Source organism: Pseudomonas sp. ok272 (genome assembly GCF_900109995.1).
Taxonomy (GTDB): Bacteria; Pseudomonadota; Gammaproteobacteria; order Pseudomonadales; family Pseudomonadaceae; genus Aquipseudomonas.
In genome coordinates this window covers 72,100-98,140 of sequence record NZ_FOCB01000015.1, presented here as the reverse complement: position 1 = coordinate 98,140, position 26,041 = coordinate 72,100, and the positions used below count along the sequence as shown (strand labels likewise).

General features: G+C 60.5%; 26 protein-coding genes. 11 read left to right on the top strand and 15 right to left on the bottom strand.

What is annotated here, in order from left to right:
• Positions 1–135: 135 nt before the first annotated feature.
• The 4 genes from BMW74_RS20235 to BMW74_RS20220 form a co-directional block, all read right to left on the bottom strand.
• Positions 136–756 carry a C40 family peptidase gene (locus tag BMW74_RS20235; protein ID WP_093425719.1) on the bottom strand — a complete coding sequence of 207 codons (621 nt, stop codon included), beginning with the start codon at positions 754–756 and terminating at the stop codon, positions 136–138.
• Positions 757–969: 213 nt separating this feature from the next.
• The gene (hda, locus tag BMW74_RS20230) at positions 970–1,674 is read right to left on the bottom strand and encodes a DnaA regulatory inactivator Hda (protein WP_008033543.1); all 705 of its coding nucleotides are present in this window, start codon (positions 1,672–1,674) and stop codon (positions 970–972) included.
• A 222-nt stretch (positions 1,675–1,896) separates the two neighbouring features.
• A complete protein-coding gene (locus BMW74_RS20225) occupies positions 1,897–2,967 on the bottom strand; it encodes an AI-2E family transporter (protein WP_093425716.1) in 1,071 nt (356 codons plus the stop codon).
• Between the two features lie 30 nt (positions 2,968–2,997).
• On the bottom strand, positions 2,998–4,047 hold the full coding sequence (locus BMW74_RS20220) for a DUF2066 domain-containing protein (protein ID WP_093425713.1): 1,050 nt from the start codon (positions 4,045–4,047) through the stop codon (positions 2,998–3,000).
• Positions 4,048–4,436: 389 nt separating this feature from the next.
• On the opposite strand from BMW74_RS20220, the gene purM reads away from it, so the two are divergent.
• From purM to BMW74_RS20200, 4 genes are all read left to right on the top strand, one after another.
• Positions 4,437–5,495, top strand: coding sequence for a phosphoribosylformylglycinamidine cyclo-ligase (purM, locus tag BMW74_RS20215; protein ID WP_093425710.1), 1,059 nt, complete (start codon positions 4,437–4,439; stop codon positions 5,493–5,495).
• A complete protein-coding gene (gene purN, locus BMW74_RS20210) occupies positions 5,495–6,148 on the top strand; it encodes a phosphoribosylglycinamide formyltransferase (protein WP_093425707.1) in 654 nt (217 codons plus the stop codon). The genes purM and purN overlap by 1 nt, the downstream gene beginning before the upstream one ends.
• An 8-nt stretch (positions 6,149–6,156) precedes the next feature.
• Positions 6,157–6,876, top strand: a complete 720-nt coding sequence (locus BMW74_RS20205) for a DUF3108 domain-containing protein (RefSeq protein ID WP_093425704.1) — start codon at positions 6,157–6,159, stop codon at positions 6,874–6,876.
• A 263-nt stretch (positions 6,877–7,139) separates the two neighbouring features.
• Positions 7,140–7,328 carry a hypothetical protein gene (locus BMW74_RS20200; protein WP_093425701.1) on the top strand — a complete coding sequence of 63 codons (189 nt, stop codon included), beginning with the start codon at positions 7,140–7,142 and terminating at the stop codon, positions 7,326–7,328.
• 68 nt (positions 7,329–7,396) lie between these two features.
• Here the strand turns inward: BMW74_RS20200 and BMW74_RS20195 are convergent, their stop codons facing one another.
• The 9 genes from BMW74_RS20195 to BMW74_RS20155 form a co-directional block, all read right to left on the bottom strand.
• Entirely contained in the window at positions 7,397–8,344 is a 948-nt protein-coding gene (locus tag BMW74_RS20195; protein ID WP_093425698.1) for a hypothetical protein, read from the bottom strand.
• A gap of 380 nt (positions 8,345–8,724) precedes the next feature.
• The gene (locus tag BMW74_RS20190; protein WP_093425695.1) at positions 8,725–9,270 is read right to left on the bottom strand and encodes a DUF2058 domain-containing protein; all 546 of its coding nucleotides are present in this window, start codon (positions 9,268–9,270) and stop codon (positions 8,725–8,727) included.
• A 24-nt stretch (positions 9,271–9,294) separates the two neighbouring features.
• A complete protein-coding gene (mazG, locus tag BMW74_RS20185) occupies positions 9,295–10,137 on the bottom strand; it encodes a nucleoside triphosphate pyrophosphohydrolase (RefSeq protein WP_093425692.1) in 843 nt (280 codons plus the stop codon).
• A complete protein-coding gene (relA, locus tag BMW74_RS20180; RefSeq protein WP_093425689.1) occupies positions 10,134–12,377 on the bottom strand; it encodes a GTP diphosphokinase in 2,244 nt (747 codons plus the stop codon). The genes mazG and relA overlap by 4 nt, the downstream gene beginning before the upstream one ends.
• 121 nt (positions 12,378–12,498) lie before the next feature.
• Positions 12,499–13,851, bottom strand: a complete 1,353-nt coding sequence (rlmD, locus tag BMW74_RS20175; RefSeq protein WP_093425686.1) for a 23S rRNA (uracil(1939)-C(5))-methyltransferase RlmD — start codon at positions 13,849–13,851, stop codon at positions 12,499–12,501.
• A complete protein-coding gene (cysM, locus tag BMW74_RS20170; protein WP_093425683.1) occupies positions 13,851–14,753 on the bottom strand; it encodes a cysteine synthase CysM in 903 nt (300 codons plus the stop codon). The genes rlmD and cysM overlap by 1 nt, the downstream gene beginning before the upstream one ends.
• A gap of 823 nt (positions 14,754–15,576) precedes the next feature.
• Positions 15,577–16,092: a hypothetical protein gene (locus BMW74_RS20165; RefSeq protein WP_139208435.1), complete on the bottom strand. Its 516-nt coding sequence runs from the start codon at positions 16,090–16,092 to the stop codon at positions 15,577–15,579.
• A 144-nt stretch (positions 16,093–16,236) separates the two neighbouring features.
• Positions 16,237–17,589 (bottom strand): sensor histidine kinase, encoded by a 1,353-nt coding sequence (locus tag BMW74_RS20160; protein ID WP_093425677.1) that lies wholly within the window; start codon positions 17,587–17,589, stop codon positions 16,237–16,239.
• Entirely contained in the window at positions 17,576–18,298 is a 723-nt protein-coding gene (locus BMW74_RS20155; RefSeq protein ID WP_093425674.1) for a response regulator transcription factor, read from the bottom strand. Before BMW74_RS20155 ends, BMW74_RS20160 begins: the two co-directional genes overlap by 14 nt.
• 218 nt (positions 18,299–18,516) lie before the next feature.
• Between BMW74_RS20155 and BMW74_RS20150 the strand changes: the two genes are divergently transcribed.
• From BMW74_RS20150 to BMW74_RS20135, 4 genes are all read left to right on the top strand, one after another.
• Positions 18,517–21,267: a response regulator gene (locus BMW74_RS20150; RefSeq protein WP_093425671.1), complete on the top strand. Its 2,751-nt coding sequence runs from the start codon at positions 18,517–18,519 to the stop codon at positions 21,265–21,267.
• A 31-nt stretch (positions 21,268–21,298) separates the two neighbouring features.
• Positions 21,299–22,288 carry a 2-hydroxyacid dehydrogenase gene (locus BMW74_RS20145; RefSeq protein ID WP_093425668.1) on the top strand — a complete coding sequence of 330 codons (990 nt, stop codon included), beginning with the start codon at positions 21,299–21,301 and terminating at the stop codon, positions 22,286–22,288.
• 81 nt (positions 22,289–22,369) lie between these two features.
• Complete coding sequence (locus tag BMW74_RS20140) at positions 22,370–22,804, top strand: hypothetical protein (RefSeq protein ID WP_093425664.1); 435 nt, start codon at positions 22,370–22,372, stop codon at positions 22,802–22,804.
• Positions 22,804–23,208, top strand: a complete 405-nt coding sequence (locus BMW74_RS20135) for an META domain-containing protein (protein WP_093425662.1) — start codon at positions 22,804–22,806, stop codon at positions 23,206–23,208. The genes BMW74_RS20140 and BMW74_RS20135 overlap by 1 nt, the downstream gene beginning before the upstream one ends.
• Before the next feature lie 139 nt (positions 23,209–23,347).
• On the opposite strand, the gene BMW74_RS20130 is transcribed toward BMW74_RS20135, so the two are convergent.
• Entirely contained in the window at positions 23,348–23,815 is a 468-nt protein-coding gene (locus tag BMW74_RS20130; RefSeq protein ID WP_093425659.1) for a TlpA family protein disulfide reductase, read from the bottom strand.
• Positions 23,816–23,931: 116 nt separating this feature from the next.
• Here BMW74_RS20130 and arsC point away from each other — a divergent pair, with 116 nt between their 5' ends.
• The 3 genes from arsC to BMW74_RS20115 are packed head-to-tail and all read left to right on the top strand — an operon-like array spanning position 23,932 to position 25,305.
• Positions 23,932–24,285, top strand: a complete 354-nt coding sequence (gene arsC / locus BMW74_RS20125) for an arsenate reductase (glutaredoxin) (RefSeq protein ID WP_093425656.1) — start codon at positions 23,932–23,934, stop codon at positions 24,283–24,285.
• Entirely contained in the window at positions 24,282–24,887 is a 606-nt protein-coding gene (gene wrbA / locus BMW74_RS20120) for an NAD(P)H:quinone oxidoreductase (RefSeq protein ID WP_093425653.1), read from the top strand. Before arsC ends, wrbA begins: the two co-directional genes overlap by 4 nt.
• Entirely contained in the window at positions 24,880–25,305 is a 426-nt protein-coding gene (locus BMW74_RS20115) for a DUF2069 domain-containing protein (RefSeq protein WP_093425650.1), read from the top strand. The genes wrbA and BMW74_RS20115 overlap by 8 nt, the downstream gene beginning before the upstream one ends.
• 44 nt (positions 25,306–25,349) lie before the next feature.
• Here BMW74_RS20115 and BMW74_RS20110 read toward each other — a convergent pair whose 3' ends face one another.
• Positions 25,350–26,024 carry a DNA-3-methyladenine glycosylase I gene (locus tag BMW74_RS20110; RefSeq protein ID WP_093425647.1) on the bottom strand — a complete coding sequence of 225 codons (675 nt, stop codon included), beginning with the start codon at positions 26,022–26,024 and terminating at the stop codon, positions 25,350–25,352.
• Positions 26,025–26,041: the final 17 nt, after the last annotated feature.

Below are 26,041 nucleotides of genomic sequence, written 5' to 3'. Positions count from 1 at the left end.
TCAGGATTCTAGCGGCTACGCGCCAAACTTCAAGTAAGACTTTAAGTTCGGGGTACAAAATGAAGGGTTATTACCGGCGAGGTCGATTTTTCGGTAGCCAGCGCCCGGATAGTGCATCCGGGCGCCCTGGGCTACTTACTTGCGAGCAGTGACCGTCGTTGGGGCCATGGCGAGTGCGCGCTTGGCTTCGATGAAGGTCTTGCTCCAGTAGCCATCCAGGTTATCGATCCGGACTCCACCGCTGCGGCGGCTGCTGGAGTGAATGAACTGGTTATCGCCCAGGTAGATCCCGGCGTGGCTGACACGACCACGGCGACCATTGGTAGCGAAGAACAGCAGATCACCTGGTTGCAGCTTGCTACGCGACACCAAGGGTGCGTCAACGTTGATCATTTCGCGCGTAGAACGCGGCAGGTTCATGCCGGCTTCTTCGCGGAACAAATAACCGATGAAACCACTGCAATCGAAACCGGCTTCAGAGGTACCGCCGAAACGGTAGCGAGTACCGATCAGGGACATGCCGCGTTCCAGGATGCTGTCGGCCAGAACTGGCATCTGGTAAGGCTTGCTGCTAGCGAAGTCGGCCAGTTCTTTTTCGGTCGCCAGTTCTTCCTGATAAAGAGCGGAAGACTGGGCAGTAGTAGAATTTTGAACCTGTTGCGAAGGTGCTTGCTGGGACACTGGGGAGTGCGCAGCGCAACCAAATAACAGGGTGACAAGTGCGAGAGGCACGAGGGGTGCGAAGCGATTTAGCATGGGCACGACCGTGGCTGAAGTTGTAAAGAAGCCGAGACTATGCCTTCTATCAACCTCATTTGCAAATTCAATCAGGCCAAATGTGACTTTTCAGATTTGTCTTAACATCTAAGCGCTTAAGCCCATTTTGAACCGACGCGCATTGCGAAGACCTTCGCCAACGCGTGTTTTCTGACGCCTGGAATATGCCGAAACGCCCTACAGGCCGCGGTTTTACCAGCCCAGGGTTTCTTTGAGGAAGGGGATGGTCAGCTTGCGCTGGGCTTGCAAGGAAGCCTGGTCGAGGCGCTCAAGCAGCTCGAACAAGGCGCTCATGCTGCGAGTACCGCGCGTCAAAATAAAATGCCCCACTTCATCCGTCAGGTGCAGTCCGCGGCGTGAGGCACGCAACTGCAGTGCACGCAATTTGTCTTCGTCAGACAACGGGCGCATCTGGAAAATCAATGCCAGGGTCAGGCGGGATTTGAGGTCGGCCAGCTTCACGGGCAACTCGCGGGGCGAGGTGGAAGCCGCGATCAACAAACGACGGCCACTGTCGCGCAGGCGATTGAACAGATGGAACAACGCTTCTTCCCAATCAGCCCGCCCGGCAACGGCCTGCAGATCATCCAGGCAAACCAGTTCGTATTGCTCAAGGTTGTCGAGGATTTCGATCCCGCGATCCAGCAACTCCGCCAACGGCAGGTACACCGCCGGCTCCCCCAACTGCTCGAATCGCAAGCACGCCGCTTGCAACAAGTGCGTACGCCCTACGCCGTCCTTGCCCCACAGGTAGATCAGACTTTCGGTCCAACCGGCGTCGGCTTCGCACAAGCGTTCGACATAGCCCAGTGCAGCGGCGTTGGCGCCAGGGTAGTAGTTGATAAAGGTAGCGTCATCACGCAGACGCACACCTAGGGGCAGCTGAATCGGTTTCATGCTGACTGAACAGTTCCAAACGAACCGTTAGTGGCCTCTGTGTAAAGTTTGCAAAGTTTATACCCGTGACGCCGGCCGCACAATGCGCTAGACCATAAGCAAAATCAAAGGTTTGCGTTCACCTGTCGTTCGTATTGGAGCTTGTCGCCAGTGATGGCATTCCAGCAAAGGCCAACCCGGACACACACCGGGCAGCCTTGAACCCCCCATCGGCAGGGCTGCTCAGTCGGATTCTTCCGCGCCACTGTAGATGCCTGAATCCTTATACAAATCATGCACATGACGCACCAGCACCATAATCACCGCCGCCACCGGCAACGCCAGCAGAATGCCGGTGAAACCAAACAACTCCCCACCCGCCAGGATCGCAAAGATCACCGCCACCGGATGCAAGCCAATTCGATCCCCCACCAGCAAGGGCGTCAGCACCATGCCTTCCAGCGCCTGCCCCACCATGAACACTGCAACAATACCGATCATCGGGTACACGTCGCCGCCAAACTGGAACAACCCGGCTACCAGCGCCGCACCGATGCCAATCACAAACCCCATGTACGGCACGATGGCCGCCAAGCCGGCGATCAACCCGATCAACAGCCCCAGTTCCAGGCCAACCAGCATCAGCCCGGCCGCGTAGATCACCCCCAATGCCAGCATCACCAGCAACTGCCCGCGCACAAACGCACCCAGCACCTCGTGGCACTCACTGGCCAGCGACACCACACGCGCCTCGCTATCGCGAGGCAACAGGCTGCGGATCTTGGCGATCATCAGGTCCCAGTCGCGCAGCAAATAGAAGCTCACGACCGGGATCAACACCAGATTGGCCAGCCAGCCGATCAAGGCCAGGCTCGACGCCGTGGCCTTGCTCAACACCACGCCGACGATATCGGTGGTCTGCCCCACGTGTTCGCTGATGGCCGCCTTGACCTTGTCGAACTTCCAAAAGCCGTCCGCCAGCCCCAGTTTCGATTGCGCCCAAGGCATCGCCGTGTGCTGCAACCAATCGAGTACCTGCGGTGCCAGTTCGTACAAACGAAACAGCTGCTTGGCGAGCATCGGCACCAGCACCAGCAACAAAGCCATGATGATCAAGGTAAACAGCGCAAACACCGCCACTACGCCCCAGGTGCGGGACAAGCCAAACTTCTCCAGGCGATCCACCAACGGGTCGAACAGATAGGCCAGCCCCAACGCCACCAGAAACGGCGTCAGGATCGGGTGCAGCAGGTACACAAAGACACACAGCAAGGCGACGCCACCCAGCCAAACCCAACGCCGCGAATCGGCCATGAACCACCCCTGCTTATATAGAGAGAAAAACTACCAGCGAAAACTCAAGCCCGCCTTCGCGGCTGGCATAAGCGCAACGGCCGGCATCGTACCACCGGCAATCGGCTGGACCGGCACGGAAGCAGTACCCGCCGGGACTTCCTGTAGCTTCGCCAGGCCCAATTGCGCACGCAGTTGATCGGCATTGCCATTGACGCGATAGACAATCCGATCGCCATCGATACTCAGCGGACGACCAGCAAACGGCTCCAGCAAATGCCCCAGCGCCGCATAGCGCTCAAGGTTCATGCCTTGCACCTCCAGCAATTGCTCGGTGCTCGCGCCTGGCTTGGCAGCAAAACGGAGTGCCAGGCGTTCGCTCACGGCCAGCAACACCGCATCCGCTACGGCTGCACTGTCAGCCCCCTGCACAGTGCCTTGTTCACGTTGATCGCCCAGCCAAAAATGCCACTGGGCCTGCCATTGCCCCCCTTCTTCCCGGGCATGCACCGCCAGCAAGCCATCCGCACCGTAGCGCTCGGAAATATCACGCAGTGGCGCCGGGTCGCTGCCTTCAAGATTCGGCGCCGTGGCCACGATCTGCTCGTTCAGGTCCGCCATCGGCAGGCGTAACGGCAAGCCACGGTGCTGAGCGGCACGGCGCAATGGCTCGGCACTGGCCTGGCCATCACCGACCAGGCTTGAACCCTCGGCCGAATCGTTGAGCCACCAGCCGAGAATCGAGGGCCGATTGGTCCCCCACAGGGCCAATCCAGCCCGGCGTAGCGCGCGATTGGTACTCGCGGGATCGAACTCCACCTGCAGGCTTTCCGGAGGACCTGCGTCATAGCCAAATTGGCTGATGATTTGTTGCGGGTCCTTGCGAATCGCTTCAAGCCCGGGGTTTTGCGCGGCCTTGGCGTCGCCCGTGAGACGCAACACCAGCGTATCGAGCGCACGCTGGGTCGCTTGATCCCGCTCTTGCGGAGTCTGGCTGCTGACGGGCTCGCGCACTCGATAGAGGTCACTGACGGTTTGGGCATGACTCGCCAGACTGAATACCGACAAGCAACCCACAAACAGAAATTTACACAGACGCATGGAAGATTCCCGACGACAAAAAAAGCGGCTGGAACAGACCGGGTGAACCGACCAAAGCAAAACTGTGACCACACAGCCTGGCCAAACACTCACACGATCGCTGGAAGTTTTCGCAATGTCATAACGATAGCCGGTTAACAGCTATACCTTATACAGGCATCGGCGAGGCCGCCAACACCGAGCATTTCGGCTTTTTTTACACGATATGCCCCTGCCCGTCGGCCCGAGGATGGCCGCTGCCCCTCAAGCCTGATAAAATCGCGCGCCTTCGCAGACCGGCTATGGCTGGGTACCCTGGAATACGTGCGCGGCCACCACGCCAGCAGCTTTTCAGCGTCCTCACCGAACTCGGTCGTTACCCAGAAATCCCCCTCCTAAAGGCCTGGATCATGAGCAAGCAACCCTCCCTGAGCTACAAAGACGCCGGTGTAGACATCGACGCCGGCGAAGCATTGGTCGAACGCATCAAGAGCGTCGCCAAGCGCACTGCGCGCCCGGAAGTCATGGGCGGCCTGGGTGGTTTCGGCGCCCTCTGCGAAATCCCGGCCGGCTACAAACAGCCTGTGCTGGTTTCTGGCACCGACGGTGTGGGGACCAAGCTGCGCCTGGCGCTGAACCTGAACAAGCACGACAGCATCGGCATCGACCTCGTTGCCATGTGCGTCAACGACCTGGTGGTCTGTGGTGCCGAGCCGCTGTTCTTCCTCGACTACTACGCCACCGGCAAGCTCAATGTCGACACCGCCGCCCAGGTGGTTACCGGCATCGGCGCAGGTTGTGAACTGTCCGGTTGCTCGCTGGTAGGCGGCGAAACCGCGGAAATGCCAGGCATGTACGAAGGCGAAGACTACGACCTGGCCGGTTTCTGCGTTGGCGTCGTCGAGAAGTCGGAAATCATCGACGGCTCCAAAGTCGCTGCGGGCGACGCCCTGCTTGCCCTGCCGTCTTCCGGTCCACACTCCAATGGCTATTCGCTGATCCGCAAGATCATCGAAGTGTCCGGTGCCGACATCGAAAACACCCAGCTCGATGGCAAGCCGCTGTCCGACCTGCTGATGGCGCCGACCCGTATCTACGTCAAGCCGCTGCTCAAGCTGATCAAGGATACCGGCGCCGTCAAGGCCATGGCCCACATCACCGGTGGTGGCCTGCTCGACAACATCCCGCGGGTGCTGCCAAAAGGCGCTCAAGCGGTGGTTGATGTGGCTAGCTGGACCCGCCCTGCCGTCTTCGACTGGCTGCAGGCCAACGGCAACGTTGACGAAACCGAGATGCATCGCGTGCTGAACTGCGGCGTTGGCATGGTGATCTGTGTCGCCCAGGCTGATGTCGAGACCGCGCTGAACGTCCTGCGTGAAGCGGGCGAGCAACCGTGGGTCATCGGCCAGATCACCGACGCCGCCGAAGGCGCGCCGCAGGTCGAACTGAAGAACCTCAAGGCACACTGATGAAGCCTCAGACCTGTGATGTTGTGGTGCTGCTGTCGGGTACCGGCAGTAACTTGCAGGCCTTGATCGACGATGCGCAGCAGGCGGACAACCCTGTGCGCATTCGCGCAGTGATCTCCAATCGCGCCGAGGCCTACGGCCTCCAGCGCGCCAGGGACGCGGGTATCGACACCCGCTCCCTGGATCACAAGGCATTCGAAGGTCGCGAGGCCTTCGATGCAGCCTTGATCGAACTGATCGATGTGTTTGAACCCAAGCTGGTGGTACTGGCCGGGTTCATGCGCATTCTCAGCGCCGACTTCGTTCGTCATTACCAGGGCCGCCTGCTCAATATCCATCCCTCGTTGCTGCCCAAATACAAAGGGTTACACACCCACCAGCGAGCGCTGGAGGCCGGCGATACGGACCATGGCTGCAGCGTGCACTTCGTCACCGAGGAACTCGATGGCGGACCACTGGTCGTACAGGCAGTAATACCGGTAGAGTTGCATGACACGCCACACAGCCTGGCGCAGCGAGTACACGTGCGCGAACACCTGATTTACCCAATGGCTGTGCGCTGGTTCGCCGAAGGTCGACTGAGCCTTGGCGAAGAAGGTGCTTTACTGGACGGTCAATTACTTGCGGCCTGTGGTCACTTGATTCGTAACTAGGAGATTTTATGCGTCGCATCCTGCTCCTCGCTTGTGCCTTGTTTGCCCTGCCATTTGCACAGGCAGCCGATCTTCAACCGTTCTCCGCCAGCTACACCGCCGACTGGAAGCAACTTCCCATGAGCGGCACCGCGGCACGCAGCCTTGAAAAAACCAGCAACGGTGACTGGAAGCTCAGCTTCAAGGCATCGATGATGATTGCGAGCCTGACGGAAGAAAGCACCCTGAAGCTGGACAAGGACACCTTGCTGCCCCAGTCCTATCACTTCGAACGTGGTGGCCTGGGCAAAGCCAAGAAGATCAACCTGGACTTCGACTGGACCACCAAGATGGTCACCGGTACAGATCGCGGCGACGCGGTCAAGGTGCCGCTCAATACCGGCATGCTGGACAAGTCCACCTACCAACTGGCCTTGCAACGCGATGTCGCAGCCGGCAAGAAAAGCATGAGCTACCAGGTGGTCGAAGGTGAAGACACCGACACCTACGATTTCCGCGTCCTGGGGCCAGAGAAGGTCAACACCAAGGTCGGCAGCATCGACGCCATCAAGGTCGAGCGCGTGCGCCCACCTGCCGAAAGCGGCAGCAAGCGCATCACTGAGATGTGGTTCGCCAAGGATTGGGGCCATGTTCTGGTCGCCCTGCGCCAAGTCGAAACCGACGGCAAGGAGTACAACATCATGCTCCAGGACGGCACTGTCGAAGGTAAGCCGATCAAGGGCCAGTAAGCCGGATCAGCCTAAAAAGCCTCGCGAAAGCGGGGCTTTTTTTCGCCTGTCGAACAGCCCCGTGACCATCGAACACATGAAGCTTCTTTCATGAAACCAACCGCCCTGCGACCGAATGCCGCGGCCCGCGGGGGCTGGACGACTTTATCAGTTCCTGCAACAAACCATTACCGATCCAGTGTATTTACTTAGCAAGCTACCAAAACATATAACAAAGGCCTGCACACGCTTTGCTGCAGATCAATTGAGATTGGAGCTAGCAGATGACTGTAAAAGTAACTGAACGCGACGATTCACACATGTCCCACGAAGGCGTAGCCGCCGGTATCCGGATCTGGGATGTGCATCAACAAGACTTGCTGGTCGGCATGTTCCACTCCGAGATCGATGCCCATCGCTATAAGGCCGAGTTGGAGTCCCAGGAACACCAGCGTGAGCCTGTCCATCACTGAAACAGGATTGCGTCAAAGATCCAGCCTGCCTTTCCTTCCACGGGCAGGCTGGATCTGATACTCCAGCACTAGTCGATGTTGAGGGGCGTTAAATAGAGGTTGTCGTCAATAACAACGGAGGGCACAACCCCCACAATCCTGCCCGCCTCAAGTTTCACTACTTCGCACTCACCCTCGCCCATACCGTCGTTCCTGACAATGTATTGGACCGAAGACGGATGGAGCTTGCCGTAATCAACGTCCATGCCACAGGCAATTAAAAAATCGACTTTCACACCGGAAAGTTCAATCTCCTGATCTCGCTCACCCTCCTCCAGCACCGCATAGTCGAGGCACAAGTTAATACCAAACGGGCACCCCATCACGAGGCTATTCACAAACAACGCTTCGTAGCCACCAAAGTAACTATGCTCTGCTCGGACATTACTCAACTTCTTTACTTTTACCGTGAGCCCTTCAGAGAGATTAAAAAACCAATACCCCTCCTCGAACCCTACATGTTTGCCGAAATCGATGCCTGACACATTGCGCTTTGGCCACATGGACATAAGCGGGACATCATTTTCGTATTCCTTATTGGTAATCGCCAGCAAATAATTGATCACATCATAATAGCTGGCGTCACCCTCCCCGACCTTGATCAGGGTCGCGCAACTCCCCGCCAACAACACGATCTTGCCGTAACGCTCGAACGGGAGGTCCTTCACCAAGCCCATCACGTACGTCGGCACGTATTCCAGATAGGCCGCGTTCAACTGATGCAGTTCATCTTCAGTGACGACTTCGCGCCAGGGAACATTCCAAAAGAACTCCGGCAAGGTAAAAAACAGGCAGTCGCTACCGTCATGATCCTCGCGAGCGGCTTTTGCCGCGATCATTATCTTTCGGCGTACATATTCAGCACGCACTTCACATTCACTCTTTACATAATCAACCACTGACTGTTCAAGCGCCCGCCGCCGATGATTCGGCACTTTGAACGTAGGTTGACGCAACGACGCTGTACTTACCAACATGAGCGATATCCTTATCGATTAGTTATCCAATACGTTCTCTCCGACAAAACACAGCACGACGCGCACGCGAAACGTGTGCAGGCCAAACATCAGAAGACGTGTTTTAGTTTCAGGCAAAAGAAAACCCGAAAGAGCGTATCGATACGTTCTTTCGGGTTCAATAGATTAATCACGAAAATCACTAGAAAACATGTAAGTCACTAGTGTCCTGTCTCGGAAATAAGCTGTTCCCTTTTGACGGCACCTGTCGCCGCCATGCTGCGTTGCCACTCCTCGTCATAGCCCTGCTATGACTCGTCGCGGCGCCTTGCCTGGCAGCAACAGATGCTCGTCAAAAAGGTAACGTGTTTCCAAGACAGGACACTAGGACAACACGTTGACTACCACATCAGATCGTCCGGGATTTGATAAGCAGCGTACGGATCATCTTCATCCGGCACCTGGCTCTCCGTCAGGATATTGAGCTGAACGATGCGCTCGGGGGCCCGTTCCTGGATCTTCAGCGCCGCCTCACGAGGAATCACCTCATAGCCACCGCCGTGATGGACGATCGCCAGGGAGCCGTTGCTCAGCTTGTTGCGCATCAACGTGTTGACCGACAGGCGCTTGACCTTCTTGTCATCGACGAAGTTGTAGTAGTCCTCGGTGGTCAGCTTGGGCAAGCGCGAGGTTTCGATCAACTGCTTGACCTGGGCTGTGCGCGCCTTGGCCTCGGCCTTTTCCTGCTGCAGGCGGTTCAGTTCCTGATCGCGCTTGACCTTCTCAGCCTGCGCTTCCTGGGCCAGTCGCTGCTGGGTGTCATCGGCTTCAGCCTGGCCTTTGTGGACCAGGCGCTGTTGTTTCTGCTTGTCCTTGCCGACCTGTTTAGCCTGCTTTTGATTGACCAGTCCTGCTTTGAGCAACTGGTCGCGAAGGGAAATGCTCATGTGCTTACTCACTTAGGCAACTGCTCAACCGCAGCTGGGCAAATTCTTTTCCTGACGTTTGGCTTCGCCCCACAAGGCGTCCAACTCTTCGAGGGTGCAATCTTCCATGGGACGATGGGTGTCGCGCAATGCCTGCTCGATAAATCGGAAACGTCGCTCAAACTTAGTGCTGGCACCGCGCAACGCGGTTTCTGGATCGACCTGCAGATGTCGCGCCAGGTTGACCACCGAAAACAACAGGTCGCCAATCTCATCGGCTACCGCCGCTGGGTCGTTTTCCGACATGGCCTCCAGCACTTCATCCAGCTCTTCACGCACCTTGTCCACTACCGGCAGGGCATCCGGCCAATCAAAACCAACTTGCCCCGCACGCTTTTGCAACTTGGCCGCACGCGCGAGTGCTGGCAGCGCAGTCGGCACGTCGTCCAGCAGCGACAACTGCTCGGGCACCTGGGACTTCTCGGCGCGCTCCTGGGCCTTGATCTCTTCCCAGCGCTGCTTGACCTGCTCTTCACTCAGGCGTGGGATATCCAGCGGTGCGTACAGATCACCGGTGGGGAATACATGGGGATGACGACGAATCAGTTTGCGGGTGATGCTGTCGACCACACCCGCAAACTCGAAACGCCCCTCTTCGCGCGCCAACTGGCTGTAATACACCACCTGGAACAGCAGGTCGCCCAACTCACCCTGCAGATGATCGAGGTCGCCACGCTCGATGGCATCGGCGACTTCGTAGGCTTCTTCGAGGGTATGCGCAACCAGGCTCGCATAGGTTTGCTTGATGTCCCACGGGCAGCCGTACTGCCGGTCCCGCAGGCGATTCATCAAATGCAGCAAGTCATCAAGGCTATAGGTCGGTTTCATGGGGTACGGTTGCGCCGGGTTTCAATGATGTTCGGCAACTGGGAAATACGCCCCAGCAGCCGCCCCAAGGCGTCCAACCCCGGAATCTCGATGGTCAGGGACATCAACGCGGTGTTGTCCTCTTTGTTCGAGCGGGTATTGACCGCCAGTACGTTGATCCGCTCGTTCAGCAACACCTGCGACACATCCCGCAGCAGGCCGGACCGGTCGTAGGCACGAATGACGATATCCACCGGGTAGGTGAGTACCGGCACCGGGCCCCAACTGACCTGGATGATCCGCTCCGGTTCGCGCCCGCCCAGTTGCAGCACCGAGGCACAATCCTGGCGGTGGATGCTCACGCCACGCCCCTGAGTGATGTAGCCGACAATAGCGTCGCCCGGCAACGGCTGGCAGCAACCGGCCATCTGGGTCATCAGGTTGCCAACGCCCTGGATCTGGATGTCACCACGCTTGCCAGGCTTGTAGCCGGTGGCCTTGCGCGGAATCAGTTCCAGTTGCTCGTGACCGCGCTCCGGCTCGACCAGTTGCTGTGCCAGGTTGACCAGTTGCGCCAGGCGCAAGTCCCCGGCACCCAAGGCGGCGTACATGTCCTCGGCGGTTTTCATGTTGGCCTTTTCGGCCAGCTTGTCGAAATCCACCTGTGGCAGGCCAAGGCGATTGAGTTCTCGCTCGAGCAGCGTTTTACCGGCCGCGACGTTCTGGTCACGGGCCTGCAGCTTGAACCAATGGACGATTTTCGCCCGCGCCCGCGATGTGGTGATGTAACCCAGGTTCGGGTTCAACCAGTCACGGCTTGGCGTGCCGTGCTTGCTGGTGATGATCTCGACCTGTTCACCGGTTTGCAGGCTGTAGTTGAGCGGCACGATGCGCCCATTGATCTTCGCGCCACGGCAGTTGTGACCGATTTCGGTGTGCACGCGGTAGGCGAAGTCCAGCGGCGTCGAGCCTTTGGGCAAGTCGATGGCGTGCCCGTCCGGGGTGAAGATGTACACCCGGTCCGGCTCGATATCGACCCGCAGTTGATCAGCCAGCCCACCGATATCCCCCAGCTCCTCGTGCCATTCGAGCACCTGACGCAGCCAGGAGATTTTTTCTTCGTAGTGATTGGACCCCGACTTGACGTCGGTCCCCTTGTACTTCCAGTGCGCACACACCCCCAGCTCGGCCTCTTCGTGCATGGCGTGGGTGCGGATCTGCACTTCCAACACCTTGCCTTCAGGGCCGATCACTGCCGTGTGCAACGAGCGGTAGCCGTTCTCCTTGGGGTTGGCGATGTAGTCGTCGAACTCCTTGGGAATGTGCCGCCACAACGTGTGGACAATGCCCAGCGCGGTATAGCAATCGCGCATTTCCGGGACGAGCACGCGCAAGGCACGCACGTCGTAGATCTGGCTGAACGCCAGGCCTTTGCGCTGCATTTTGCGCCAGATCGAATAGATGTGCTTGGCCCGGCCGCTAATGTCGGCGTCGACACCGGTGGCCTGCAGCTCAGTCTGCAACTGGCCCATCACATCGCTGATGAAGCGCTCGCGATCAAGGCGTCGCTCATGCAGCAACTTGGCAATCTGCTTGTACTGGTCAGGCTCCAGGTAGCGGAAGGACAAGTCCTCCAACTCCCACTTGATGTGGCCGATGCCGAGCCGGTGTGCCAGCGGCGCATAGATGTCGAAGACTTCCCGGGCAACCCGGTTGCGCTTTTCGTCATCGGCGGTTTTCACCGCACGAATCGCGCAGGTGCGCTCGGCCAGCTTGATCAACGCAACGCGTACGTCGTCGACCATGGCCACCAGCATCTTGCGCAGGTTTTCAACCTGGCCCTGGGTGCCCAGTACCATCGACTGGCGCGGGCTGAGGCTGGCGCTGATGGCGGCCATGCGCAGCACACCGTCGATCAGCTTGGCGACCACCGGGCCGAACCGCTGGCTGACCGCCGGCAGTTGGATCTGGCCTTCGCGCACGCCACGGTAGAGGATCGCCGCGACCAGGGAGTCCTGATCGAGCTTGAGGTCGGCGAGGATCTCCGCGATCTCAAGGCCCGTACTGAAACTCGACGTCCCTTCAGACCAGAGATTCTTCGCCGCATTGTCTTGCTGTTCCGCCTGGCGAGCGAACTCGCAGGCTTCCTTCAAGGCTTCGCGATCCAGTGCCGTATCGACACTGACCGCATGATCGAGCCAAGCCTCGAGATTGATACTGCCGTCGGTGTTGATCGGCTGGTGTGCTCTCACCTGTACCATCTTGCTTACCTTCCCTACGACGCAGCTTCAATGCGTCAAATCGCTGACCTTCGCTGTCCAGGCACGCTGCTGGGCTGGCAAGGCTGATGCCTGAACGCGCCAGCCGGACCAGACGAGCATCCTAGCTCGCTTCAAATAACGCCATGGCCTCGACATGTGCCGTCTGAGGAAACATATCGAGGATCCCGGCACGTTTTAACCGGTAGCCCTGCTTGATCAATTCGACCGTGTCGCGCGCCAGTGTTGCCGGGTTGCACGACACGTAGACCACGCGCTTGGCACCCAGGGATGCCAGGGTGCGCACCACCTCGTAGGCACCGTCGCGCGGTGGGTCCAAGAGTACCGCAGAAAAGCCCTCGCGGGCCCATTCGGCATCCATCAGCGGCTGGGTCAAATCGGCCTGAAAAAATCTCGCGTTATACAGATTGTTGCTAGCCGCATTGGCGCTGGCGCGCTCGACCATGGCCTGCACGCCTTCTACCGCCACCACTTCGCGAACCTGTTGGGCCAACGGCAAGGCAAAGTTGCCCAGGCCACAGAACAGATCCAGGACGCGCTCATCGGCCGCGGGCTTGAGCCACTCCAGGGCCTGGGCCACCATCGCCTCGTTGACCCCGGCATTGACCTGCACAAAGTCACCCGGGCGATACGCCAGTTCCAGGCCCCATTGCTCAAGGCGATAGCCCAGTGCCTGGCTGCAATCCACCGGTTGCGGGTCACCTTCACCGTGCAACCACAGCTGGGCCTCATGGAGCGCACAAAACGCCTTGAGGATCGTCAGGTCGGCGTCCGACAGCGGCGCCATGTGCCGCAGCAACACCGCCAGGGACGAACCGGCAAACAACTCCACATGCCCCAGCGCCTGGGGTTTGCTCAAGCGTTTGAGCATCTCCGGCAAGCGGCTCATGATCGGCTGCAAGGGTTGTACCAGTACCGGGCAATCCTTGATCCCTACGATGTCCTGGCTACCCGCGGCGCGAAAGCCGACCTCCAGCGTCTTGGTCTTGAGGTCCCACCGCACCGCGATCCTGGCGCGCCGGCGATAGGCGAACTCCGGACCACTGAGCGGCGCTGCCCAGGCCTGCGGTTCGACGCCCGCCACTCGTGACAGTTGCTCGGCGAGCATGCGCTGTTTCAGGGCAAGCTGCTCGTCGTGGGGCAGATGCTGCACGCTACAACCCCCACAGCGCCCGGCATGGGCACACGGCGCAGGTCGCCTGAGTTCATTGGCGACGAACACCCGCTCGGTACGCGCCTCGACGACTTTACCGTGGGCACCGAGGACGCGGGCCTCGATCTCCTCACCGGCCAATGCGCCAATCACGAACCAGGTACGCCCTTCGAAAAACGCGATACCGCGACCGTCGTTCGCCAAACGCTCAATGGTCAGGCGTTGCTTTTTGCCGGTCGGGACTTGGGGAGCCTTGCTGCCCCCCGTGGGCTGGAAACGCAGGCCTCTCGGTTGCTTGGCCATCAGTTGGACACGTCGAAAATGCCGGTCGACAGGTAACGGTCGCCTCGGTCGCAAATAATGGCGACGATCACCGCGTTTTCAACTTCCCTGGACAGGCGCAACATCGCCGCCACGGCACCGCCCGAGGACACGCCGCAGAAGATGCCTTCTTCACGGGCCAGGCGACGGGTCACGTCTTCGGCTTCGCGCTGGGCCATGTCGACGATGCGGTCAACCCGATCGGCTTGATAGATCTTCGGCAGATACTCCTGGGGCCAGCGGCGGATACCGGGGATGGCCGAGCCTTCCATCGGTTGCAGGCCGATGATCTGCACGCCGGGGTTCTGCTCCTTGAGGTAGCGCGAAACGCCCATGATGGTGCCGGTGGTGCCCATGGAGCTGACGAAATGGGTGATGCCGCCCTGGGTCTGGCGCCAGATCTCCGGGCCGGTGCTGGTGTAGTGCGCCTCGGGGTTGTCACCATTGGCGAACTGGTCGAGCACCTTGCCGCGGCCTTCGGCTTCCATGCGCTGGGCCAGGTCGCGAGCGCCTTCCATGCCCTCTTCCTGGCTGACCAGGATCAACTCGGCACCGTACGCCGTCATCGCCGCCTTGCGCTCGGCGCTGGAGTTGTCGGGCATGATCAGGATCATCTTGTAACCCTTGATCGCCGCAGCCATGGCCAGGGCAATGCCGGTGTTACCCGAGGTGGCCTCGATCAGGGTGTCGCCGGCCTGGATCTGCCCACGCAACTCGGCGCGGGTGATCATCGACAGTGCCGGACGGTCCTTGACCGAACCCGCCGGGTTATTGCCCTCGAGCTTGAGCAACAAGGTATTGCTGGTCGCGCCGGGCAGGCGCTGTAGACGGACCAGCGGGGTGTTGCCGACGCAATCGGCGATGGTTGGGTACTGCAAGGTCATGGCGTATTCGCAATCCAGACTGCGGGGGCGCCCATCATACCGGCAAACGTGCGCAGGCCATATCACGCAAAGTGCGGGGCTTATGGCTTATAGGAATAAGAGCGGATTTGCCCGTGATGAACGCCCTCTGCGTGGAATGGCCCAACCCGCCGAAAAGTCGAGGCCTCAGAAAAGTCATACCTGGAAATATCTTTTGTCCGTAAGAACAATCAAGTTCTTTACCGGAAGTTTCCCGCAAACCGTAACCCCTGGCATGAACTGGTTCACAACTACGCAGGCAGATAGTCTTTACAAATGGATAGCCAAACAAAACAGGCCTCGCCTTCAAGGCTCGCCACTCCCCGGCCACCCATACAAACTTTAAAATCAAACATTATTCATTCGAGAGAAATCATGAAGAGATTACTTACCCTTACTTTCGCCTGCTTGTTCTGTATGACCAACGAGTCTTATGCGGCATGCACGAACATCAAAAACAACTATAGCGGCAACATAAGTGCCAACTCGGAAATCATTGCGCATGGCCCCTTTACAATATCCAGTACAAGCGGTTGCCAAAACGCACGCATCACCGCCACCATCGCGCCCTCTGGATCCGGCTTCCCACCGCAATTATTCATTGACAAACTAGAGGGCTCAACTTGGCAACCCATCAGTGGAGGCAGTCACAGAAGCGTTTCCATAGTGGATCAATTTGGAACATACCGAGTTCGCCTTGTTAATAGCCTAAACGCACTCATCGGTTACTCCGGAGCTGCACGCTACAGTCTATAACGGTACACCTTTCGGTGTTCGCAACCCAAAACTGCGAACATCGTCAGACCTAGACACTGTAGCTAATGGACAGATTGCTTTGATCCGAGCCAACAAAATAGGACAGAGCACCCATGAGATGGTTAACCTTCACCAACCCTTGGGTAATTTGATCAAATGATTCTAACGAGGTATTTTCAACCCACTTCTTCCTACAAACCATCCGCTCATCAAGCATCTGGCTAAACATGGCCACCGCATTAAACTTCACATCCATTTGCGCCTGACGACCATATTTATCAAACGCCATATTACCCAGCATCAAGAAATCCATTACATAGACATCGGCCAACTCTCTTTCTTGAAGCAGCGAAGCAATCGCCTTCAACTCATTGGTACTAATGAATGTAAAGTCATAGCCTCGCAACAACCTCTTGAACTCATCAGCCGACACCGCATCGACCAACCTCAATGGCGCTGCCGCTGAATCAATATCTGTCTTTGTGAACGCATTCTTAGTTTCGTAGGGATTCTTGATAACGTACGCATCCGCGGTCATGGGCAAAGCAGGCATTTTAATATTCACTCGCCGTCCTCCGCAGTCTTGATGAATACGTTAAATATCGCCCTTCAATGCAAAACCTTGAGTACCGATGCGCTGATCAAACTTGGCAATACATTACAAATCATCTCAATGTAAGGCTCTTCCTACGCGATCAAACGTTACTCATCATTTATAAGCCAACAACCGCATATTCAACCGCAAGCCCTGCCCGGCGTTCTCGGCCCAAAGCCTTCCGCCCTGACGCTGCACCGCATTGCGCGCGATGCTCAAGCCCAGGCCAAACCCGCCGTTCCCCGGGCGTGAGCCGTCGAGTCGGATGAACGGGTCGAAGATTCGCTGCAGATCCTCCTGCGCCACCCCGCCGCCCTGGTCCTCCAGCCACAGATGCCAATACTCGCCATCGCGCCGGGCATCGAGGCGCACCCTGCCGTCTGCCGGCGAATGACGGATAGCGTTGCGCAGGATGTTTTCCAGGGCCTGGGCCAGGGTGTTCAGGTTGCCGCTGACCCAGCATGCGGCGTCCACCGTGCAACTCAGTTGCTCGGCGGGCCAGCCGCTTTCGTAGCAGGCGTTCTCGGTGAGCATCTCCCACAGCGCCTGGACCTGGATGGCTTCATCCGGCAACGGCGTGCGCTCGGTCTCCAGCCAGGCCAGTTGCAGGGTGTCGTCGACCAGGCGCTGCATGCCGTCGACTTCACGACCGATACGCTCGCGCAGTCGCGCCAGATCCTCCTCACTGTCACTGGCCACCCGCAGGCGGCTCAAGGGCGTGCGCAGTTCGTGGGACAAGTCGCGCAGCAACTGCTGCTGCAGGGCCACGGTACTTTGCAGGCGCTCGGACATTTGATCGAAGGCCCGCCCCAGTTCACCCAGCTCATCCATTCGGTTGGTGGTCTGGCTCGACAGGCGCACGCCCAACTGATCGGCGCGCCAGGCGTTCGCCTGCTCACGCAGGCTATTGAGCGGCACGACCAGCAGTCGATACAGTCCGACGCACAGCAGCAAGGTGAACAGCCCGGGAATCAGGCCATTGGTGATAACGCGCCAGAACAGTTGATAGTGCCCTGGCATAAAACGCCGAGGCAGTTCGATCACCAGGCTGCCAACGGACGAGGTGTCGGGGAACGGCACGCGCAGCCACGGCAGGCTGTTGCTGTGGATGGGCCACTCCAGGCCGCGCAAGTAGGTCAGGTGCTGAACTTCCTGGTCCGTCAGTTGCTGGCTGCTCAAGGACTGTAGATCGCTCCCAATCACCCCAACCCAACCGGCTTCGCGCTGGCGCATGCCCTGCAACCAACTATCCAGGCCCGCGACACCGGCCTGGCGCCAGGCCTGCTCGGCTTCACCGGCATAGCGGGTCAGGGTGGTCCGGGCGTCATCCGACAGGTACTGGTTTTGCTTCTCCATGTACCGGCCCCAGGACCAGCTCAACCAGATCATCAATAGACAGAAGGCGACGAGCAGAAGGGCCAGCTTCCAGAACAGCGAATGCTTGCCGGGCAGATCAGACCATTTCATCTAGGGCGCTCAACACATAACCCTTGCCCCAGACGGTCCGCACTTCCCGCTCGCTGTAGCCGATGGCCTTGAGTTTGCGGCGGATCTGGCTGATGTGCATGTCCAGGCTACGGTCATGGGGCGCGTAACCGCGTTGCAGCACATGCTGATAAAGGAAGGCCTTGCTCAGGACTTCGTCGCCATTGCGACTCAGGGTTTCCAGCAGCCGGTATTCACTGCGGGTCAGGCCCGCCCACTGCGTGCCGAAGTGCACGTCACACAGCTCATCGTCGAAGCGCAGGCTGTGGGCTTCGCGCTCGGCCGGTGGCGCGACGTGGCGACGGTCCAGGGCCACCCGCCGCAGGATGGCCTCGATGCGCACCCGCAGCTCGGCCATGCTGAAGGGCTTGGGCAGATAGTCGTCGGCGCCCAGGCGAAAACCGCTGATGCGATCCGCTTCCGCGCCCAGGGCCGACATCAGCAGCACCGGCGTGGAGTCACGGGTGCGCAGGTCGGTCAAGACCGACAAGCCATCCATCCCCGGCAGCAGGATATCCATCAACACCACATCGAAGGCCTGCGCACGCGCCATCGCCAGGCCGTCCTTGCCGTTCTGGCACCAGGTGACCTGAAAGCCGCAACGCCCCAGGTGCTCGTGCACGTAAGCACCGAGAACGAGATCGTCTTCAATGACCAGTATGCGCGGGGCCGTGATAGATACGGGAGTCATTAGCTTCTGCAAGTAATTCTCAATCACCGATTATTCAAGATTGCCTTGCCATGAGCAACCCACGCCCGCACTTGCACCTGAAAAAGGCAGTGCGTCCCTTACCCCTCCCCGGACAATTTGCCGAGATTGCCCGCCCGCAACTCGCTACACTGCGCGAAGATTGCGTGCCGGATGCACGCGTGGCTCATCGATGAACGGCTTGAAAACAGGAGAGTGGCGTGCTCAAGAAACTGGGGATCAAAGGTCGCGTCTTGTTGCTGACCTTGCTGCCGACCAGCCTGATGGCCCTGGTGCTGGGTGGTTATTTCACCTGGATGCAGCAATCGGACCTGCACACCCAACTCTTGCAGCGCGGCGAAATGATCGCCGAGCAACTGGCGCCACTGGTCGCCCCGGCCATGGGCCAGCGCAATGACGAACTGCTGGAGCGCATTGCCACGCAATCGCTGGAACAGCCAGACGTGCGCGCCGTGACGTTCCTGGCGCCGGACCGCAGCCAACTGGCCCATGCCGGTCCCCTGATGCTCAATCAACCCCCGGTCGGCGACGGCTCGCAGTTGCTGCAACGTACCGGCAATGACGCCACGCGCTACCTGCTGCCGGTGTTTGGCAAGCATCGCAACCTGGCCGGTGACGTGATTCCGGGGGAAGCGGACCTGCTGCTCGGCTGGGTCGAGCTGGAGCTGTCCCACAACGGCATGCTGCTGCGCGGTTATCGCAGCCTGTTCGCCAGCTTGCTGCTCATCGCCACAGGCCTGGCCGGCGCTGCGGCGCTGGCCCTGCGCATGGGGCGCACGATTAATACACCGCTCAACCAGATCAAGCAGGCCGTGGCCCAACTCAAGGACGGCCACCTGGAAACCCGCCTGCCGCCCCTCGGCAGCCAGGAGTTGGATGAACTGGCCTCGGGCATCAACCGCATGGCCAGCACCCTGCAAAATGCCCAGGAAGAATTGCAGCACAGTGTCGACCAGGCCACCGAAGACGTGCGCCAGAACCTGGAGACCATCGAGATCCAGAACATCGAGCTGGACCTGGCGCGCAAGGAGGCCCTGGAGGCCAGCCGGATCAAGTCCGAGTTCCTGGCCAACATGAGCCACGAGATCCGCACGCCGCTCAATGGCATCCTCGGTTTCACCCACCTGCTGCAAAAAAGTGAGCTGACCCCGCGCCAGCTCGACTACCTGGGCACCATCGAAAAATCCGCCGACAGCCTGCTGGGGATCATCAACGAGATCCTCGACTTCTCGAAGATCGAGGCTGGCAAGCTGGTGCTCGACAGCATTCCATTCAACCTGCGCGACCTGCTCCAGGACACCCTGACCATCCTCGCCCCGGCCGCCCACCTCAAACAGCTTGAGCTGGTCAGCCTGGTGTACCGCGACACCCCACTGTCGCTGGTGGGGGATCCGCTGCGGCTCAAGCAGATTCTCACCAACCTGGTGAGCAACGCGATCAAGTTCACCCGCGAAGGCACCATCGTCGCCCGCGCCATGCTCGAAGACGAGCACGAAGACAGCGTGCAACTGCGCATCAGCATCCAGGACACCGGGATCGGCCTGTCGAATCAGGATGTGCGGGCGCTGTTCCAGGCTTTCAGCCAGGCCGACAACTCCTTGTCGCGGCAACCCGGGGGCACGGGCTTGGGGCTGGTGATCTCCAAGCGCCTGATCGAACAGATGGGCGGTGAAATCGGGGTCGACAGCACACCGGGCGAAGGCTCGGAGTTCTGGATCAGCCTGAACCTGCCCAAGACCCGCGACGACGCTGAGGACCTGCCGGCCCCGCCCCTGCTGGGCCGACGCATTGCGGTGCTGGAGAACCACGAGCTGGCGCGCCAGGCCTTGCAGCACCAGTTGGAAGACTGCGGCCTGGAGGTCACTGCGTTCAACACCCTGGAAAGCCTGGCCAACGGCGTCACCGGGACCCACCAGACCGAACACGCCATCGACCTGGCGGTATTGGGCATCACCTCCAAGGACATGCCACCCGAACGGCTCAATCAACATATCTGGGACCTGGAACACCTGGGCTGCAAAGTCCTGGTGCTGTGCCCGACCACCGAGCAGACCCTGTTTCACCTGTCCGTGCCCAACCCCCACAGCCAGTTGCAGGCCAAGCCGGCCTGCACCCGCAAGTTGCGCCGGGCCCTGTCGGACCTGGTCAACCCGCGCCAGGTGCGCCACGAACCCGGCGAGCCGCTTTCCAGCCGTGCGCCTAAAGTGCTGTGCGTGGATGACAACCCGGCCAACCTGCTTCTGGTCCAAACCCTGCTCGAAGACATGGGCGCCCAGGTGCTGGCGGTCGAAAGCGGCTACGCCGCGATCAAGGCGGTGCAGCAAGAGGCGTTCGACCTGGTGCTGATGGACGTGCAGATGCCCGGCATGGATGGACGCCAGAGTACCGAAGCGATTCGCCAGTGGGAAAGCGAACGGCCTTGCACGCCGCTGCCCATCGTCGCCCTCACGGCGCACGCCATGGCCAACGAAAAGCGCGCCCTGCTGCAAAGTGGCATGGACGACTACCTGACCAAACCCATCAGCGAACGCCAATTGGCGCAGGTGGTCTTGAAGTGGACCGGGCTGGCCCTGCGCAACCAAGCGCCAGAGCGCACCGAGCACTATGGCAGCACCAGCGACCTGCTCGTACTCGACCCGGACGAAGGCCTGCGCCTGGCGGCCGGCAAGGCTGATCTGGCGGCCGACATGCTGGCAATGCTGCTGGCGTCCCTGGAAGCGGATCGCGAGGCCATTCGTGTCGCCCGGGAAAGCCACGACAGCAACGCCCTGATCGAACGCGTCCACCGCCTGCATGGGGCGACGCGCTACTGCGGCGTACCGCAACTGCGCGCGGCCTGCCAGCGCAGTGAAACCCTGCTCAAACAGCAAGACCCCCGCGCCCAAGTGGCACTGGAGGAACTGGACCGGGCCATCAATCGCCTGGCCACCCAGGCACGGATCAGCGCCTGAACCCACGCACTCAAGCACAAGGATGGACAGCATGCGTACGATTCTCTTCAGCAGCCAGGCCTACGACCGCGACAGCTTCCTGGCCGCGAACCTGCCCGGCGACGTCGAGCTGCACTTTCAATCGGCACGCCTGAGCCTGGACACCGCGGCCCTGGCCGAGCACTTCGAGGTGGTTTGCCCGTTTATCAATGACGACCTCAGCGCGCCGGTGCTGGAACACCTGGCCGCCGGCGGCACGCGGCTGATCGCCCTGCGCTCGGCCGGCTACAACCACGTCGACCTGGCCGCGGCCAAACGCCTGGGGCTGGACATCGTACGCGTCCCAGCCTACTCGCCCCACGCCGTGGCCGAACACGCGGTGGCGCTGATCCTGGCGCTCAACCGACGCCTGAACCGCGCCTACAATCGCACCCGCGAAGGTGATTTCACGCTCCACGGCCTCACCGGCTTCGACCTCTACGGCAAGACCGTCGGGGTGGTCGGCACCGGACAGATCGGCGCCACATTCGCCAAGATCATGGCCGGGTTCGGTTGCCAGTTGCTGGCCTACGACCCGTACCCCAACCCTGAAGTCCTGGCACTCGGCGCCCGCTACCTGCCGCTGCCGCAGCTGTTGGCCGAGGCGCACATCATCAGCCTGCACTGCCCGTTGACCGAAGACAGCAAGCACTTGATCAACGCTCAGTCGCTGGCCCACCTGCAACCGGGCGCGATGCTGATCAACACCGGACGCGGCGGCCTGGTGGACACCCCGGCGCTGATCGAGGCACTCAAGGACGGCCAATTGGGCTACCTGGGGCTGGATGTCTACGAAGAAGAGGCGCAGTTGTTCTTTGAGGACCGCTCCGACCTGCCGCTGCAGGACGATGTGCTGGCGCGGTTGCTGACCTTCCCCAACGTCATCATCACCGCCCACCAAGCCTTCCTGACCCGCGAAGCCCTGGCCGCGATTGCCGGCACCACCTTGCAGAACATTGCCGCCTGGGCCGCCGGCACCCCACAAAACCGGGTAGAAGGCTGACGCAGACTGATCGAAGGTCGCATCCGTGGGCCATGGGCGGTAGTTGCGCGTGCTAGCATACCGGCCATATTTGGAGGACCCATGGTCGAACACGATTTCCGCTACACGCTGATGAACCCGCAGCACACCCTCACCGAATGCCGCGCACTGACGCCGGGCCGCTATCAAGTCACCGGCAACGGTGGCTCGATTCGCGCCGGTGATGTGTTGCTGGTCACGCTCAAGGGCAGCAAGGACTTGTCCATGCGCCTGACCGTCGAGAACGTTCGCCACCTGCTCCAGCCCATGGGCCAGTGGGTCGCGATGGCCAACGGCCCGGTGTTCGGCGAGCTGGCGATCCACAGCTGGCAGGTGAACTGCGACAGCTGCGCCAAGGAGCTTAAGTTCGAGTTCGCAGTAGACGCCAAGCTGGGCAACAAGGCCCAAAAGCCTGCCGCCACGGCGCGCATCGCCGAACTGGGCTGGACCACCGCCGGCGAGAAACACCTGTGCCCGAAGTGCCAGGAGCCCGCGTGATGAAACAGCTCGTTCTGGCCGGTCTGGCAGGCGTGGGCTTGCTGGGATGTGCCGCCGAACCGATGAAGCTGCAGCAAGACCGCAGCTACATCCTGGAGTGGATTGGCGAACGTCCGCTGATCGACAGCAGCCACCTGACCATCACCCTCGGTGAAGACGGTCGCGCCTACGGCACGGGCGGCTGCAACCACTGGTTCGCGCCCTACACCCTGGACGGCGACAAGCTGAGCTTCGGCAAAGTTGGCAGCACCCGCAAGCTGTGCGCACCGGCGCTGATGGAGCAAGAGCGACGCTTCCTCAACGCCCTGGAAACCGTGCAGCGCTGGGACATCTCGCCGATCGAGCAAGTGCGCTTCTGGCCGGCCGAAGGCAAGCCGTTGCGCTGGTGGCTGGAAGAGGGTTAACCGTCGCCAGACATAGGCCCTGTGGGAGCGAGCCAGCTCGCGATACCGGTGTGTCAGTCAACATCACGCTGCCTGACACAACCAACTCGCGAGCCAGCTCGCTCCCACAAGGGCTGGCTGACACCCAACTCGCCGGTCGTCAGTTCTTCGCCTGCAACGCCGCCAACTTGGCGATCACCTCGGCAGCGGTCTGCTCGCCCATCAACTGCTCACGCACCTTGCCCTGGTTGTCGATGATGTACGTCACCGGCAGTGCCTCACTGCGCGGTAACTCAAAGCGCTCGGCCGGGTCCTGTGCCAGGACGGTGAAGGCGATCCCCAGCTTGTTGCTCGCGGCCTTGAGCTCTTCACCCTGGACGTTGTCGAAGTTGACCCCGAACACATCGATCTTCTGTCCCTTGAGCTGCTCGGCCAGGGCGTTGAGCTCAGGGATTTCGGTACGGCACGGCGCACACCACTCGGCCCAATAGTTGAGCACGAACCACTGGCCGTCCAGCCGCTCGGACGCCACTTTCTGGCCCAGTTGGTCGGTGCCGTAGTCGTAACCACAACCGCCCAGGAGCAAGGTTGCGAAAAGTGCCACTGCCGCTGTCAATCGCCGTGTCATGGACCGGTCCTTACTCAAAAAATAGGGGTTCGCTGCGACCCATCGCCTCGCAAGGTTCAGGACGGCGCGTTGCGCAGGTAGAATACCCGCCACCTTACGCAAGATGCGACCCGCACATGACCGATCTGACGCTTTATCACAACCCGCGCTGCTCGAAATCCCGCGGTGCGCTGGAACTGCTGCAAGCCCGCGGTCTTGAACCGACCGTGGTCCGCTACCTGGAAACCCCGCTCGATGCCACGCAGCTGCAAAGCCTGCTGGGCAAGCTGGGGATCAGCGCCCGGCAGCTATTGCGCACCGGCGAAGAGGAATACAAAACCCTGGACCTGGCCGACGCCAGCCTCAGTGAGGCGCAGTTGATCGCCGCCCTCGCCGCGCACCCCAAACTGATGGAGCGGCCGATTCTCGAAGTCGCTGACAAGGCCATCATTGGCCGTCCACCCGAGAACGTGCTGGAGATCCTGCCGTGAGCGCACCGTACATCCTGGTCTTGTATTACAGCCGCAATGGCTCGACCAACGAAATGGCCCGGCAGATTGCCCGGGGCATCGAGCAGTCCGGCATGGAGGCGCGCCTGCGCACAGTGCCGGCGATCTCCAGCGAATGCGAAGCCGTGGCGCCGGACATTCCCGCCGAAGGCGCGTTGTACGCCAGCCTCGACGACCTGAAGAACTGCGCCGGCCTGGCCCTGGGCAGCCCGACCCGCTTCGGCAACATGGCCGCCCCGCTCAAGTACTTCCTCGACGGCACCAGCAACCTGTGGTTGACCGGCGCCCTGGTGGGCAAGCCGGCCGGGGTGTTCACCTCGACCGCCAGCCTGCACGGCGGCCAGGAAACCACCCTGTTGTCGATGATGCTGCCCTTGTTGCACCACGGCATGCTGATCACCGGCCTGCCCTACAGCGAGTCGGCGCTGCTGGAAACCCGTGGCGGCGGCACGCCCTACGGCGCCAGCCACCACGCCGGGGCCGATGGCAAACAAGCCTTGAATGAACATGAAGTCGCACTGTGCCGGGCCCTGGGCCTGCGCCTGGCCAAGACCGCCCAAGCGCTGGAGAACAACCGTGGCTAAGAAGCCCAAAGTGTTGCCGTCCATCGAGTGGCTGGAACCACGTGTCCGCATCAGCCGGGCACTCAGCCTGCTGTGCTTTTTCGCCCTGGTCGGGCTGCTCTGCGTCTATTACCTGCTGATTGCCGACCTGCATGGCGCCCGGCCATGGGTGATCCTGCTGATCGAGTTGGTACCTCTGTTGCTACTGGCGCCCGGGATGATCAGCGGCAGTGCGCGCGGGCATTCGTGGATGTGCTTTGTGGTGAACCTGTACTTCATCAAGGGCGCGATTGCCGCGTTTGATCCCAACCGCCAGGTGTTCGGCCTGCTGGAAATGGGGGCCAGCCTGGCCGTGTTCTGCTCGGCGCTGCTGTATGTGCGCTGGCGGTTCCAGCTCAACCGCAAGTTGGCGGGTGAAGGCGAGCCTGCGGTCGCCTGATAGACCGCTTCGCCGGCTTGCCGGCGAAGACCGCGCCCCCGGCCTCAATGGTTGACGGTGTACGCCAGCATCATCGAGATCTGGCTCATCGGCCGGCCGCCGCTTTGTTCATGCCACTGGTTGAAGGCGTCCTGCACGGTGGCCAGGTCCCGCAGGCTGGTGGGCACCTTGTCGACGATCTTCTGGGCGTTCAACGCCGCCACCACGTCGTAGCTGGGCACGAACGTGTCCTTGCCCACCATCCGCAAGAACCGCGGCGCCGACAGCCCGCCCAGTTGATGACCGTGCTTGGCCAGGTACTTCCACAGGCTCACGATGTCGGTCACCGGCCACTGGGCAATCAGCTCACCGAAGCTGCCCTTCTCTCTTGCCACATCCAGCACGAACTGCGCGTTGCGCGGCACGCTCTTGAGCTTGCCCAGGTGACGGATGATCCGCGCGTCCTGCATCAGCCGCTCAAGGTGCTCGGCGCCCATCAGCACGACTTTCTCCGGGTCGAATCTGAAGAACACCTCTTCGAACGTCGGCCACTTGGCATCCACCAGGCTGTGCTTGAGGCCGGCGCGAAACACCCGCAGGGCCAGGGTCGACAGGTAGCGGTCATCACTGATCGTGCGCAGTTGCGCCGGGGTCTTGGGCACCGGCAGATGGGCTTCCAGTTCCGCCGCCGAACCAAAACGGTTCAGGCAGTACTCGTGCAGCCACTTGTAGTCGTGCATGCCTTCTCCCGTTATCT